Consider the following 14,186-nt stretch of genomic DNA (forward strand, 5'->3'; position numbering starts at 1 on the left):
ATCTTGTCGAACAAATCTCCTCCGCCGCGCCCGGCGCCGCGCCTTTATCTCGCGACGCCTGTCGTCGACGATCCCGCTTCGCTCCTCGCCGAGCTGCCCGGCCTGCTCGCCGCCGCCGATGTCGCGGCCGTGCTGCTGCGGCTGAAGCAGACCGATCAGCGCACCATGATCTCGCGGATCAAGGCCTTGGCGCCGCCGGCTCAGAAAGCGGGCGCGGCGCTGCTTGTCGATGGCCATCCTGAGCTCGTCGCACGCGGCGGCGCCGACGGCGCGCATCTGCCCGGCATCGCCGCGCTGAAAGAGGCGCTGCCATCGCTGAAGCCCGATCGCATCGCGGGCGTTGGCGGGCTGACGACGCGGCACCATTCGATGGATGCGGGCGAGATTGGCGCGGATTACGTGCTGTTCGGCGAACCCGACGCAAAGGGCCAGCGGCCGTCGTCGCAAGCGATCGCTGAGCGGCTGGACTGGTGGGCCGAGCTGTTCGAACCGCCCTGCGTCGGCTTTGCCATCTCGCTGGAGGAGGCCCACGAATTCGCCGCCAGCGGCGCCGATTTCGTGCTGGTGGGCGACTTCATCTGGGCCGATCCGCGCGGACCCAAGGCTGCGCTGATCGAGGCCGACGCTGCGATCAAGAAGGCTCATGCGACTGCGCTTGCAGACCAGGAGCACGGCTAGCGCCCGACATGAAGCTCCCGCGCATCATCATGCTGGCCACGCTGCTGCTGACGGCGCCCGCGGCCGCGCAGCTCCAGATCACGCCGCCGGTGGCAACGCCGGGCGCTTCGGCCGAGAAAACCAAAGACAAGCCGAAGGCCACGCTGCACACCATCACCAAGAAGAAGGAAGCGCCGCCGGCACCCAAACCTTCAGCCTCCCCCAAACCTTCCGCGTCCCCAAAGCCTGCTCCGGCCGCGACCGTGATTCCGGCGCCGCCGACCGACAACGCCAACGTCGATCTGGTGTACGGCGCCTATCAGCGCGGCCAGTACAAGACCGCCTTCGAACTCGCCACGGCCCGTGCCGAAACCGGCGATGCCAAAGCGATGACCATGCTGGGTGAGCTCTATTCCAACGCCATGGGCATCCGACGCGACTACACCAAGGCGCTGCAATGGTACAAGCGCGCCTCCGACGCCGGCGACCGCGAAGCGATGTTCGCGCTCGCCATGCTCAGGATGACCGGCCGCGGCGGCCCGGTCGACAAAAATGAGGCGGTCAAGCTGATGGCGTCCGCCGCCAAGCTCGGCGAACCCAAGGCGGCCTATAATCTCGCGCTGCTCTATCTCGACGGCCAGACCCTGCCGCAGGACGTCAAGCGCTCCGCCGAGCTGCTGCGCCAGGCGGCTGATGCCGGCCTGCCCGAGGCGCAATACGCGCTCGCGACCTTCTACAAGGAAGGCACTGGCGTGCCGAAGGATTTGGAACGGGCGGTGCGTCTGCTCCAGGTCGCCACGCTGACCGACAATGTCGATGCCGAGGTCGAATACGCCATTGCGCTGTTCAACGGCACAGGCACGCCGAAGAACCAGCCGGCGGCCGTCGCCCTGCTCCGCAAGGCGTCCCGCCAGGGCAGCGCGATCGCGCAGAACCGGCTGGCCTGGGTGCTGATCAACGGCATGGGCACGGCCGTGGACAAGGTCGAGGGCTTCAAATGGCATCTGGTGGCCAAGACCTCCGGCAAGGGCGATCCGGAGCTGGACAAGCAATTGTCCGATTTGCCGGCCGAGGACCGGGCCAAGGCCGAGGCCGCCGCCAGGAAATGGCTCGGGGCCAAATGACTTGACGTTGAGGCCCCCGCAGGGCACCCCATCCCTCAAACAGGCGCGATTTCGCGCCATTTCCCCCGATCAAGACCGGAAGCTCATGCTGTATTCCGCAACTATCAACGTCATGGTCAAGGCCGCGCGCCGCGCCGGCCGCAGCCTCAAGCGCGATCTCGGCGAGATCGAGCATCTCCAGGTCTCGCTGAAAGGACCGGCGAATTTCGTCTCGCTGGCCGACAAGCGCGCCGAGGAGATCCTCTACCAGGACCTCGCCAAGGCGCGGCCCGGCTACGGCTTCATCGGCGAGGAAGGCGGAACACGCGAGGGCTCCGACAAGAGCCATACCTGGATCGTCGATCCGCTCGACGGCACCACCAACTTCCTGCACGGCATCCCGCAATTCGCGATCTCGATCGGGCTTTCGCGCGAGGGCACGATCATCGCCGGCGTGATCTACAATCCCGCCAATGACGAGCTCTACATCGCCGAGCGCGGCAAGGGCGCCTTCCTCAACGACCAGCGGCTGCGCGTAGCCGGCCGCCGTCAGCTCAACGAATGCGTGGTGGCCTGCGGCCTGCCTCATATCGGCCGCGGCGACCACGAGGAATTCCGTCGCGAGATGACCGCGATGCAGGAGCGCGTCGCCGGCCTGCGCCGCTTCGGCGCCGCCTCGCTCGACTTGGCCTTCGTCGCCGCCGGCCGCCTCGACGGCTACTGGGAGCGCAATTTGCAATCCTGGGACATCGCGGCGGGCCTGATCATGCTGCGCGAAGCGGGCGGAACGATCACCGACATCGATACGCCGGGCGACGCGCTGGTGACAGGCAATGTCGTGTGCGGGAATGAATACGTGCACGGGGAACTGGTGAAGATCTTGCGGAAGTAGGCCGCAGCAGCACGACGGCTCGATCGACGACGGTTAGGAATCGTCGTCCTCATCGTCCTCGTCGGCTTCGTCGTCGCGATATTCACCGCCGATGGTCAGGCCCTCGATCGCCGTGGCGCCTTTCGACTTGATCACCCGGCGGAGCGGGACCGAACTCTCGCTTCGCAGTGCGTCCATCAACTGTTCCGAATGGGTGACAATCCAGATGTCGGCGCGGCGCGATGCCTTGGCGATGAGCCGGGCCAGCGGCGCAAGCAGCGACGGATGCAGGCTGGTCTCGGGTTCGTTCAGCGCAATGAACGGCGGCAGCCGATAGCCCATGAATACCGCGAGCAGGCAGATGTATTTCAGCGTCCCGTCGGATAGTTCATGAGCCCTGAACGGCCGCGGCATATCCGGCAATTGCAGATCGAATTCACACCTGCCATTTTCTTCCCATGCGCGGAGTTCGGCACCCGGGAATGCATCCTGGATCGCGTCCTGCAGGTCGTTGGCGTCTTCCCGAATGACATAGAGGGTCGCCAGGGTGGCAGCCAGATCGATGCCATCGGCGCTGAGCGAGGGCGTTGCGATCGCCAGACAAGGCTTTCGTATCGGTGACGCCGGATCAGTGCGAAAGTCATGATAGAATCGCCAGCCCAGCATTGCATTTCTGATCAGGTCGATTTCCGGGCATTGCTTGCCATCGGAAAAAGCCGCAAGCGCGGTCTCTGACGGCAGCACCGCATCCTTGTGAGCGTTCCAGGCGCCACTCTCGCCGCGGACGCTGATGAGCGAGTTTATCCGCTCCATCAGCTTGACCGTGCGTTTGCCGCGCGTCGTTTCGATCGTTTCGGCCTTGATCATCGGCTCGCCGGAAAACGCCGCCTGAAGCGGGCTGGGAAATCCGAGCTCGATGGAATATCTCATGCCGTCGAATGTCGCCGACAGCCGCAGCCGCCCGTCTTCGCCTCGCTTGCGTATGCCGGACCAGCAGACCGAATTCAAACCGCCTTCATCGGCGATCGTGCGGGTGATCTGACCGGTCGCCGCGTCGCGCAACAGCGACAAGGACTTGTAGAGATTGGACTTGCCGACTCCATTTTCGCCGACGAACACCGACAGTGGATGGATGGGTATGGAGAGCCGCCGAATGGAGCGATAGTTCGAGATCGCAATGTCGGTCGGACGCATCACATGCTCTCAATCGGCGGGCTATCTCCGCATTCGCAGTAAGGTGCGAATACGATGTTTCAATCCAGGGGTGCAGTCTGGATTGAGGCCTCCGAGAAATCAAGCCGACCGATCCGGCGTTCAATGGCCGACTCTCACCAGCGCAAACCCGACGGTCATCATCCGCGAAGGCGGATGATCCAGTATTCCAGAGACGCCGCTCGGATACGGAAAGGCCGCGGGGTACGGCATGCCCCGCCTGCGCGGGGCATGACACCTCACCTTACAGCTTGGCCGGCGCCGGCGGCCCGTACATCTCGCCCTGCTTCGCCGCCTTCTCCCGATCCCCGCCCAGCACGCGCTGCACCGAGACGAAGAACACCGGCACCATCAGCAGCGCCAGGATCACTACCGCGATCATGCCGCCCATCACGACACTGCCGAGCGCCTGCTGGCTGGCGCCGCCGGCGCCATGGGCGATGGCCATCGGCAGCACGCCGCAGATGAAGGCAAGGCCGGTCATCAGGATCGGGCGGAAGCGCAGGCGGCAGGCCTCGATGGTGGCGTCCACCAGCGGCTTGCCTTCTTTTCGAAGATCCTTGGCGAACTCGATGATCAGGATCGCGTCCTTGGCCGCAAGGCCAATGATGGTGATCAGGCCGACGGTGAAATAGACGTCGTTTGGCAGGCCGCGCAGCATCGCTGCGACCACGGCGCCGACGATGCCGAGCGGCACGGTGAGCAGCACCGCGAGCGGAATGGTCCAGCTCTCGTAGAGCGCGGCCAGGCACAGGAACACCACGAATACCGAGAGCCCGAGCAGGAACGGCGCCTGCGAGCCCGACAGCTTCTCCTGGAGCGACTGTCCGGTCCATTCATAGCCGAAGCCGCGCGGCAGCTTGCCGGCGAGCCGTTCCATCTCGGCGATGGCATCGCCTGAAGTGAAGCCGGGTTTCGCCTCGCCGGAGATGCGCACCGCCGGATAGTAGTTGAAGCCGGCGATCTGCGTCGGTCCGCGCGCCCATTCCACGGTGGTAAAGGACGAGAATGGCACGAGCTGGCCGCGGCTGTTCTTGACGTTGTAGTTGAGGATGTCCTCGGTCCGCATGCGGTCGCGGGCATCGGCCTGCACCACGACACGCTGCATGCGGCCGCGGTTCGGGAAGTCGTTGATGTAGTTCGAGCCGAGATTGGTCGAGATCGTATTGTTGATGTCCTCGAAGGTGACGCCGAAGGCGCCCGCCTTTTCGCGGTCGATCACGAGATTGACCACGCCGGCCTCGGGCAGGCCTTCGACATAGACCTTCTGAAGCACAGCGCTCGCATTGGCCTCCGCGATCAACTGATCGGCGGCGCGCATCAAGGCCGGATAACCCTTCTGGCCGCGGTCCTGGAGACGGAACGAGAAGCCCGAGGAGTTGCCGAGATTGTCGATCGGCGGCGGCTGCAGCGCGGAGATTTTTGCGTCGCGGATCGACGACGACAAATCGCGGTTGATGTCGGCGACGATCGCGGCCGCAGAATCCTTCGGCCCGCGTTCCGACCAGTCCTTCAGGGTGATGAAGGCCTGCGCGGTGTTCATGCCCTGGCCGGAGAAGCTGAAGCCGGTGAGGAAGGTGACGTTGTCGACGCCCGGACGCTGCGCCAGGTATTTTTCCACTTTCTCGATCACCGCCTCGGTCCGGCCGTAGGACGAGTCCGACGGCGTCTGCACGTCGGTGGTGACGAAGCCCTGGTCGTCGACGGGCAGGAAGCCGCCGGGCAGATTGACGAAGGCCCAGGACAGGCCGGCGAGCAGCGCGACATAGACCAGCATCAAGCGGCCGGTGCGCTTCAGCGAGAAGCCGACGGTGCGGGAATAACCCTCCTTGCTGCTGTCGAGCATGCGGTTGAACCAGCCGAACACGCCCTTCCTGGCATGGCCATGACCGGCCGCGACGGGCTTGAGCAGCGTCGCACACAGTGCCGGCGTCAGCGACAGCGCGAGGAAGGCCGAGAAGCCGATCGCTGCGACCATGGTCACGGAGAACTGGCGGTAGATGATGCCGACCGAGCCCGGGAAGAACGCCATCGGCACGAACACGGCCATCAAGACCAGCGTGATGCCGATGATGGCGCCGGTGATCTGCGACATCGCTTTCCGCGTCGCTTCCTTGGGCGGCAGCCCCTCCTCGGCCATGATGCGCTCGACGTTCTCGACTACGACGATGGCATCGTCGACGAGGATGCCGACGGCGAGCACCATGCCGAACATCGAGAGCATGTTGATGGAATAGCCGGCGAGCAGCAGCGTGGTACAGGCGCCCAGCAGCGCCACCGGCACCACGATGGTCGGAATGATGGTGTAGCGGATGTTCTGCAGGAACAGGAACATCACCACGAACACCAGCACGATGGCTTCGACCAGCGTCGACAACACCTTCTTGATCGAGGCCTCGACCACGGGCGTGATGTTGTATGGAATCTCGTAGCCGATATTGGCCGGGAAGAAGCGAGACAGCTCCTTCATCTTCTCTTCGACGGCGCTCGCGGTCGCCAGCGCATTGCCGGTCGGCGACATCAGCACGGAAAGACCGGCGGTCGGCTTGCCATCGAGACGGGTGTTGAACTGGTAGCTGAGGCCGCCGACCTCGATCCGCGCGACATCGCGCAGCCGCACGGTCGACCCGTCGGCATTGGCGCGCAGGATGATGGTGCCGAATTCATCCGGGGACGAGAGCTGGCCCTTGACCAGCACCAGCGCGGAGGTGCGCTGGGTCGAGGTCGACGGCTCGGCGCCGATGCTGCCCGAAGCGACCTGCGCGTTCTGCGCGGCAATGGCCTTGTTGACGTCGTCGGCGGTCAGGCCATAGCCGACCAGCTTTGCCGGGTCGACCCAGACGCGCAGGCTGCGTTCGGTCGAATACAGCGTGGCGCGTCCGACGCCGGGGATGCGGCGGATCTCGCCCAGCACGTTACGGATCATGAAGTCGCCGAGGCCGACCTCATCCAGGCTGCCGTCGGTCGAGTTCAGCGTGATGATCTGGAGCACCGCGCTGGAGGCCTCCTCGATCAGAATGCCCTGCTGGATCACCGCGCGCGGCAGCCGCGCCTCGACGCGCTTGATGCGGTTCTGCACCTCGACCGAGGCGGCGCTGGTATCGGTGCCCGGCACGAAATTGGCGATGATCTCGACCTGGCCGAGCGAGTCGCTGGTCGATTCGAAATTGAGGATGCCGGAGGCGCCGTTGAGCTCCTCCTCGATCAGCCGCGTGACGCTGTTGTAGAGGTTCTCGGGCGAGGCACCGGGATAGCTGGTCGAGATCGAGATCGAGGGCGGCGCGATGATCGGGTACTGCGCGATCGGCAACAGCGGAATCGAAATTGCGCCGACCAGACAGATGAACAGCGCGACGACCCAGGCGAAGATCGGCCTGTCGATGAAGAAGCTCGCCATGGTCTATTACCGCATCAGCTTCTGGGCGTGCCGGTTGTCGGCGGTCGCATCCGCTTCCGACCAGGATTGCGGCTTGACCTTGTCGCCGGCGGCGAACTTCTGGAAGCCTTCGACCACGACCTTGTCGCCAGCCTTCAGGCCGTCGGTGACGAACCAGATGCCGTCCTGCACCGAACCGGTGCGCACCGGCTGCACCGAGATGCGATTGTCGTCCTTGACGACGAACACCTCGCTGCCGCCGCCGCCATTGCGCTGAATCGCCTGCTGCGGCACGGCGATCGCATCGCTATCGAGACCCTGGTCGATGCGGACGCGGACATACATGCCCGGCAGCAGCTCGCGCTTCGGATTGCGGAACTCACCACGCAAGGTCACCTGACCGGTATTGGCGTCGACCTTGGCATCCGAAAACAGCAACTTGCCGTCGAGCGAGTAGAGGGTGTTGTCGTCGAGCACGAGATGCACCTTGGCGGCGTCGGGCGCGATGCGCTCGAGGTCACCGCTCTCGAAGGCGCGGCGGAGCTGGTTGAGCTCGTTCACCGACTGGGTGAAGTCGGCGTAGATCGGATCGAGCTGCTGAATGGTGGCCAGATTGGTCTCGTTCTGAACCGCGAGCGCGCCCTCGCTGACCAGGGCGGCACCGACGACGCCGTCGATCGGCGCGCGTACGGTGGCATAGTCGAGATTGAGCTTTGCGCGCGCGAGATCGGCCTTGCGGCCCTCGACCTCGGCATGGGCCTGGCGCTCGGCCGCGATCGCCTTCTCGTTCTCGGCTTCGGGCGCGGCGCGCTGGCTGGTGAGCGTGGCGATGCGGCGCGCCTGCTGCTGGGACTGCATCAACGCGGCCTCGGCCTTGGCGACCGCAGCCTCGTTGGCCATCACCTCGACCTCGAACGGACGCGGATCGATCCGATACAGTGGATCGCCGGCCTTCACCTCGCTGCCCTGCCGGAACAGGCGCTCGACCACGATGCCGGACACGCGCGGCCGCACGTCGGAGACGCGCGTCGGCGCAATGCGGCCCGGCAGCTCGCGCACCACGGCACGCGGCTGCGGCTTGACGATGACGATGCTGACGTCGGGGTCGTTGGGCTGGGCGGCTGAAATGGCGGAGCTGGATTCGTCGCAGCCCGCCAACAGCGGCGTAAAGGCCGCGAGCATCATTGCAACGCATGCCGATCGCGCGCGAAGTCCTGACATGAAATGGGGTGCCCCGATATTGTTGAAACCGATCACGCTCGGCGCGAGGCCCGTTCTGGGCCATAGCACGCGGCTGATGCGGTCAAAATAGAGCGGACGTGCTGCGACGCAACGCACCTTGCGGGCGGCCCAATGTCACACGGCCTAGGCTGCTGAGTTCACGGCGTTTTTTATCTCTCACCAGATTGTGAGTCAGGTTCCATCGCCACGCGCTGCGACAGAAGATCGCAATCAGAGTGTGTGCTCTCTACGCCGGACCGGTTGAGGCATTCTCCCTTGCAATCACGCCGAGGCAGAAGTCGATGAAGCTCCGCACTTTCGCGGGCTGATGCTGGCGTGATGGAAACAGCGCATAGAGCGGGAACATCTCCCCGGACCATTCGGGAAACAGGTTGATCAACGCTCCGCTTTCCACGAGGTGGCTGCTGCCGAGCTGGAGAATCTGGGCGATGCCTGCGCCGGCTTCGCAGGCCGAAAGCATGGCGCCGACATCCGAGACCAGAACGCGGGCGGATACCTTGACCGGAAGGATCTCCTTTCCCTTGCGAAACTCCCAATCGAAAGGTCGCTGGTTTGCCGCGTCATAGAAACCGATGCAATCGTGGTCTACCACCTCGGAGGGATGCCGTGGCCGGCCGTGCTCGGCGACGTAAGCCGGCGCCGCAACCGTGAGAACTCGGGTTTCGACGAGCTTGCGCGCGACCAACGAACCGTTCGGGGGGTCTCCGAACCTCAGCGCCAAATCGAAGCCGCCAGCCCCGAGATCTCCGACCGCGTCACGCATCAGAAGCTCCAGCGACACTTCGGGATATTGCTCCAGGAATTCCCTGATGTGGGATGACAGGACGATACGCGAGAAGAACGGATCGACGTTCACCCGAAGCCGCCCGCGCACGATGCCGGCGGAGCCCGATGCCTCGATCGCCGCTTCTTCGATGCCGGCAAGGTGCGGTCCGACGCGCTCGTAAAATCGTCGCCCCTCGTCTGTCAACGAGAGCGAGCGCGTCGTGCGTTCGAGCAGCCTGACCCCGACGCGCGCTTCCAGGCGCGATATGGCGCGGCTCACCGCAGAGGCGGTGAGGCCCAGCGCATCGGCCGCGCGCGCGATGGTGCCGGCCTCGATCACGGCCGAGAGGACCGTAACACCCGACAGCAACCGTCCATCGAAGGGCATCGCAATTCCTGATTTGTATGAATGACTATTCTGACATAACGGAAATTGGATCAGCAATCACGATCTGTCATCGGTGTCGCCATCGAACATGCGGAGGCGAACATGACGAAACGGCTTTACATTCCGAACACTGAATCTTGCGCGCGCTGGATGCTGCTGGGCGCGTCCACGGCGTCTCTGCTTTCGATCGCAGCTCCTGCCGGAGCGCAGACGAACGCCGTTCACACCGGCACAAAGAAGCAAGCGATCATGACGATGAAGCAAGACCTCGCGATGCGCGCGCGGGAGATTCATTGGCCGGAAGGCTTCAATCCCGCGACTGCCGATCTGTTTTCGCACAACGAGCTTCTCATCAACGCGTCATGCGAGAAGATCTGGGGCCACATCGTGGACGCCAGGAAATGGCCGCGCTGGTATCCCAACTCCAACGGCGTCGAGCTTCCCGAGGGCGCGAAAGTTCTGGGCGACGGCACGACGTGGCGCTGGAGCACGTTTGGCCTGTCGGTCGAGAGCAGGGTGCAGGAATATGTGCCGCATACGCGCCTCGGCTGGTACGGTTACGCGCCGGGGACGAAGCCGAGCTTCTACCATACCTGGTATCTGGCCCCGCAAGGCGCGAGCTGCCTGGTCACAACGGATGAAGTTGGTGTGGGCAAAGACGCCGCCCACCTGCGAGAGACCGATGAGAGCCTGCTGCATCGTGGCCACGATCTGTGGCTGGCGACGCTGAAATGGGTCTCTGAGGGCAACTGACCGGTTACCCGGGAGCGTGCGCGGCATCACGCGTCCGCGCGCTACCCCGCCGCCTTCATCCGGTAGTGGCTGACGCCCCACTCGGTTCCGTCGGCATAGCCGAACAGGCCCGAGGTCGCGAGAAAGAACCAGCGCCAGCGTCGCATTCGCTGGGCGGTCTCCTCGCCATGGATGTTGCGTAAGGCCGCCTCGATGGCGTCGCGATGCGCGTCGAAATTTGCGAGCCAGTCGTTGGCGGTGCGCTGATAGTGCGTGCCGCTCCAGCACCATTCCTTCTCGACCGTGAAGATATCGTCGAATTGCCTGACGAGGTGATGGCTCGGCATCAGCCCGCCCGTGGAGACGCGCTGCGCGATCCAGTCGTCGCGATCGGCCCGGTCGAACAGGTGAGAGCCGGAGCGATGAGCGACGATGTGCATGAAGAACCGCCCCTCCGCCGCGAGCCATGATCGCAGGCGTGTCATCAGCTTGCGCCAGTTCATCACGTGCTCGAACATCTCGACCGACACGATGCGGTCGAATTGCCCGTCGGGCGCGAACACGTTGATGTCCGCACAGACCACCCGCAGATTAAGAAGACCGCGCAGCCGCGCCTCTTCCTCGATATGGGCGCGCTGCGCCTGCGAGCTCGACACCGCCGTCACCTTGGCGTGCGGAAACTGCCGCGCCATCCACAGCGACAGCGAGCCCCAGCCGCAGCCGAGCTCGAGGATGGTCTGACCATCGGCGAGAGCGGCATGCTCGGCCGTCTGGCGCAGCGCCTCCTCCTCGGCCTCCCGCAAGGTGGTCGCGTCGGTCTTGTAGAAGCAGCAGGAGTATTTGCGGTTGGGGCCGAGCACCTTCGCAAAGAACGAAGCGGGCACCTCGTCGTGCCCGGCATCCGCGTCCTCGGCGATCGGCCGCAGCATCATCCGCCCGGCGAAGGCGGCATCGTCCGCCCCGCCCAGCGCGGACAGGCGCGTCACCGTGCGCGAGCACAGGCGCTGGATCGCCGCGCGGATCACGACATCAGGCAACGGCACCCGTTCGGCAGTCCCGATGATCGCGGACACGACGCTCATGCGACGACTCCGTCTTGGGCGGCGGGTTTTGGCGCCAGGGGAAAAGTGCGACTTGAACCTGTGGAATGCCGACGATTTGCAAAGTACGTCCTTACCAAAGCCGGTTTCAGCCTTGGGTTCCCCAGCTCTCCCCGAAATCGGCGCATCCGGCGCTTTTTTTGGGCTGGCGCTGTGCCATAGTGCGCGCCGCAAGCAAGTTAACGGATGATACCGGCCATGCCGCCAGGCGCCTCGCCCCGCTCCTCCCTCGACATCGAATACACCAAGCTATCCTCGCCCAGCGTCTTCCTGGTGCGGATGCTGGTCTTCCTGGTGCTCTGCACCCTGGTGGGGGTGGTGCTCTACAAGCAGATCATTCAGGCCTTCTTCGCCAATCCCGGGCTCAATGCCCTGATCGGCGGCGTGCTGTTCATCGGCATCATCCTAGCCTTCCGCCAGGTGATCCGGCTGTATCCCGAAGTCTCCTGGGTCAACAATTTCCGCATCGCCGATCCCGGCCTTGCGCCCGCCCGCCACCCCAAGCTGCTGGCGCCGATGGCGATGATCCTCGGCGGCGAGCGCACCGGGCGGATGTCGATCACCCAGACCACCATGCGGCACCTGCTCGATTCGATCGCGACCCGCCTCGACGAGGCCCGCGACATCTCCCGCTACATGACCGGGCTGCTGGTCTTCCTCGGCCTGCTCGGCACGTTCTGGGGCTTGATCGAGACGGTCGGCTCGGTCGGCAAGGTGATCGACGGGCTCAAGGTCGGCGGCGATTCCGGCGCCCTGTTCGACACGCTGAAAGAGGGGCTGGCCGCCCCGCTCGGCGGCATGGGCATCTCGTTCTCGAGCTCGCTGTTCGGCCTCGCCGGCTCGCTGATCCTGGGCTTCCTCGACCTGCAATCGAGCCAGGCGCAGAACCGTTTCTACACCGACCTCGAAGACTGGCTTGCCACCACCGTGCGCGAATATGGCAGCGGCGAGGTGGCTGTTGCCGGCACTGGCGGTGGCATTGCCAGCGGCGAGCTTCAGGCCGTCGTCGAGCGCTTACGCTCCGTGCTCGAGGAAGGCAGCGGCAGCCGCGGCACCACCGCGGCGATGGCGAGCCTCGCCGAAGCCATCCAGGCGCTGGTCTCGCATATGCGGACCGAGCAGCAGATGATCCGCGAATGGGCCGACGGCCAGGGCGAGCAGAACCGCGAGATCCGGCGCCTGCTGGAGCGCATCGCGCGTCAGCCCGAGAAGGGTTAGCGACATGGCACTGGCGCGCGGTCGCCGCGGCGATACCTCCTTCAACTACTGGCCCGGCTTCGTCGACGCGCTGTCGACGCTGGTGCTGTCGATCGTGTTCCTGCTGTCGGTGTTCCTGGTCGTGCAGTTCTTCCTGTCGCAGGAGGTCACCGGCAAGGACAAGGCGCTGGAGCAGCTCAACGCCAAGATCGCGCAGCTCAACGAATTACTGTCGCTGGAGAAGCTCGGCAAGCTCACGCTCGACGACCAGGTCTCGTCACTGAAAGCCGGCCTCGCTTCGGCCGAGAGCGAGCGCGACCGCATCAAGGGCCTCTATGAGGGGCTCGCCGCGGCCGGCAACGATGCGCAAGGCAAGTCCTCCGAGCTCGGCAAGGCGCTGGATTCCGAGAAGGCGGTTTCGGCCCGGGCGCTGGCGCAGATCGAGGTGCTGAACCAGCAGATCAGCGCGCTGCGGCGGCAATTGGCCGCGCTGGAAGAGGCGCTCGACGTTAGCGAGAAGCGCGACAAGGAATCGCAAAATCGCATCGCCGACCTGGGCTCTCGCCTGAATGTCGCCCTGGCGCAGCGCGTGCAGGAATTGTCGCGCTATCGCTCGGAATTCTTCGGCCGCCTGCGCGCCATCCTCGGCAACCGCCCCGACATCCGCATCGTCGGCGATCGCTTCGTATTCCAGTCCGAAGTGTTCTTCGACACCGGACAGGCGGTGCTGCTGCCCGAAGGCCGCGCCGAGCTCGACACGCTCGCAACCGCGCTGATCGATCTCGACAAGAAAATCCCGAACGAGATCCCCTGGGTGCTGCGTGTCGACGGCCATACCGACGTGCGCCCGGTCAACGGTCCGAACTTCAAGTCGAACTGGGACCTCTCGGCCGCGCGCTCGATCTCCGTGGTGCAGTACCTGATCTCGCTCGGCGTGCCGGCCCAGCGCCTGGTCGCCGCCGGCTTCGGCGAATTCCAGCCGCTCGACACGGCCAACACCGAGGAAGCCTACAAGCGCAACCGCCGCATCGAGCTGAAGCTGACGGAGCGGTAGTGAGCGCCCTCCACCTCCGCCCTTACCGTCCCGAGGACGAGGCCGCCTCGATTGACCTGTGGCATCGCACCTGGCAGCAGGCCTATCCGCAGATCGACTTCGCGGCCCGCCTGGACTGGTGGCGCGAGCGCTGGCGCAAGAAGCTGGTGCCGAAGGCTTCGATCGTGGTCGCGGAGCAGGACGGCGCGCTGACCGGCTTCGTCACCATCGACGGCGACGGTTATCTCGACCAGCTCGTGGTCGATCCCGCGCACTGGGGCTCGGACGCGGCGCGGCTGCTGGTGGATGAGGCCAAGCGCCTGTCACCGGCGGGCGTGACGCTGCTTGTCAACAAGGACAACAGCCGCGCCATCCGCTTCTACGAGCGCAAAGGCTTCGCGCATGCCGGCGACGAGGTGAACCCGACCTCGGGACGTCCGGTGCTGAAGATGATTTGGCAACCTTAGATTCTGGCGATCTTGATTCTGGACGCGTGACGGCCGTCACGTC

At 64.9% G+C, this 14,186-nt stretch carries 12 protein-coding genes; 7 read left to right on the plus strand and 5 right to left on the minus strand.

What is annotated here, in order from left to right:
• The first annotated feature begins 3 nt into the window (after positions 1 to 3).
• The 3 genes from BcanWU425_RS34145 (at position 4) to BcanWU425_RS34155 (ending at position 2,652) form a co-directional block, all read left to right on the plus strand.
• Entirely contained in the window at positions 4 to 678 is a 675-nt protein-coding gene (locus BcanWU425_RS34145; protein ID WP_018454607.1) for a thiamine phosphate synthase, read from the plus strand.
• 8 nt (positions 679 to 686) lie between these two features.
• Positions 687 to 1,781, plus strand: coding sequence for a tetratricopeptide repeat protein (locus BcanWU425_RS34150; protein WP_204513309.1), 1,095 nt, complete (start codon positions 687 to 689; stop codon positions 1,779 to 1,781).
• A gap of 85 nt (positions 1,782 to 1,866) precedes the next feature.
• On the plus strand, positions 1,867 to 2,652 hold the full coding sequence (locus BcanWU425_RS34155) for an inositol monophosphatase family protein (protein ID WP_018454609.1): 786 nt from the start codon (positions 1,867 to 1,869) through the stop codon (positions 2,650 to 2,652).
• 33 nt (positions 2,653 to 2,685) lie between these two features.
• Here BcanWU425_RS34155 and BcanWU425_RS34160 read toward each other — a convergent pair whose 3' ends face one another.
• The 4 genes from BcanWU425_RS34160 to BcanWU425_RS34175 all read right to left on the minus strand — a co-directional run bounded on the left by BcanWU425_RS34160 (position 2,686) and on the right by BcanWU425_RS34175 (position 9,614).
• The gene (locus tag BcanWU425_RS34160) at positions 2,686 to 3,825 is read right to left on the minus strand and encodes an AAA family ATPase (RefSeq protein WP_085361605.1); all 1,140 of its coding nucleotides are present in this window, start codon (positions 3,823 to 3,825) and stop codon (positions 2,686 to 2,688) included.
• A 262-nt stretch (positions 3,826 to 4,087) separates the two neighbouring features.
• The gene (locus BcanWU425_RS34165) at positions 4,088 to 7,240 is read right to left on the minus strand and encodes an efflux RND transporter permease subunit (protein WP_204513308.1); all 3,153 of its coding nucleotides are present in this window, start codon (positions 7,238 to 7,240) and stop codon (positions 4,088 to 4,090) included.
• A gap of 6 nt (positions 7,241 to 7,246) precedes the next feature.
• Positions 7,247 to 8,440, minus strand: a complete 1,194-nt coding sequence (locus BcanWU425_RS34170; protein ID WP_085351844.1) for an efflux RND transporter periplasmic adaptor subunit — start codon at positions 8,438 to 8,440, stop codon at positions 7,247 to 7,249.
• A 247-nt stretch (positions 8,441 to 8,687) separates the two neighbouring features.
• Complete coding sequence (locus BcanWU425_RS34175) at positions 8,688 to 9,614, minus strand: LysR family transcriptional regulator (RefSeq protein ID WP_204513307.1); 927 nt, start codon at positions 9,612 to 9,614, stop codon at positions 8,688 to 8,690.
• Between the two features lie 150 nt (positions 9,615 to 9,764).
• Between BcanWU425_RS34175 and BcanWU425_RS34180 the strand changes: the two genes are divergently transcribed.
• Positions 9,765 to 10,367 carry an SRPBCC family protein gene (locus BcanWU425_RS34180; RefSeq protein ID WP_231189493.1) on the plus strand — a complete coding sequence of 201 codons (603 nt, stop codon included), beginning with the start codon at positions 9,765 to 9,767 and terminating at the stop codon, positions 10,365 to 10,367.
• Positions 10,368 to 10,408: 41 nt separating this feature from the next.
• Here the strand turns inward: BcanWU425_RS34180 and BcanWU425_RS34185 are convergent, their stop codons facing one another.
• On the minus strand, positions 10,409 to 11,428 hold the full coding sequence (locus BcanWU425_RS34185; RefSeq protein ID WP_204513305.1) for an SAM-dependent methyltransferase: 1,020 nt from the start codon (positions 11,426 to 11,428) through the stop codon (positions 10,409 to 10,411).
• 216 nt (positions 11,429 to 11,644) lie between these two features.
• Here BcanWU425_RS34185 and BcanWU425_RS34190 point away from each other — a divergent pair, with 216 nt between their 5' ends.
• From BcanWU425_RS34190 to BcanWU425_RS34200, 3 genes are read left to right on the plus strand one after another with little or no spacing between them, the layout of a single operon-like run.
• Positions 11,645 to 12,664, plus strand: a complete 1,020-nt coding sequence (locus BcanWU425_RS34190; RefSeq protein WP_018454614.1) for a flagellar motor protein MotA — start codon at positions 11,645 to 11,647, stop codon at positions 12,662 to 12,664.
• 4 nt (positions 12,665 to 12,668) lie between these two features.
• Positions 12,669 to 13,697 carry a peptidoglycan -binding protein gene (locus BcanWU425_RS34195; protein WP_018454615.1) on the plus strand — a complete coding sequence of 343 codons (1,029 nt, stop codon included), beginning with the start codon at positions 12,669 to 12,671 and terminating at the stop codon, positions 13,695 to 13,697.
• Entirely contained in the window at positions 13,697 to 14,143 is a 447-nt protein-coding gene (locus tag BcanWU425_RS34200) for a GNAT family N-acetyltransferase (RefSeq protein ID WP_204513304.1), read from the plus strand. Before BcanWU425_RS34195 ends, BcanWU425_RS34200 begins: the two co-directional genes overlap by 1 nt.
• Positions 14,144 to 14,186: the final 43 nt, after the last annotated feature.

Source organism: Bradyrhizobium sp. WU425 (genome assembly GCF_021052305.1).
Classification (GTDB): domain Bacteria; phylum Pseudomonadota; class Alphaproteobacteria; order Rhizobiales; family Xanthobacteraceae; genus Bradyrhizobium; species Bradyrhizobium canariense_D.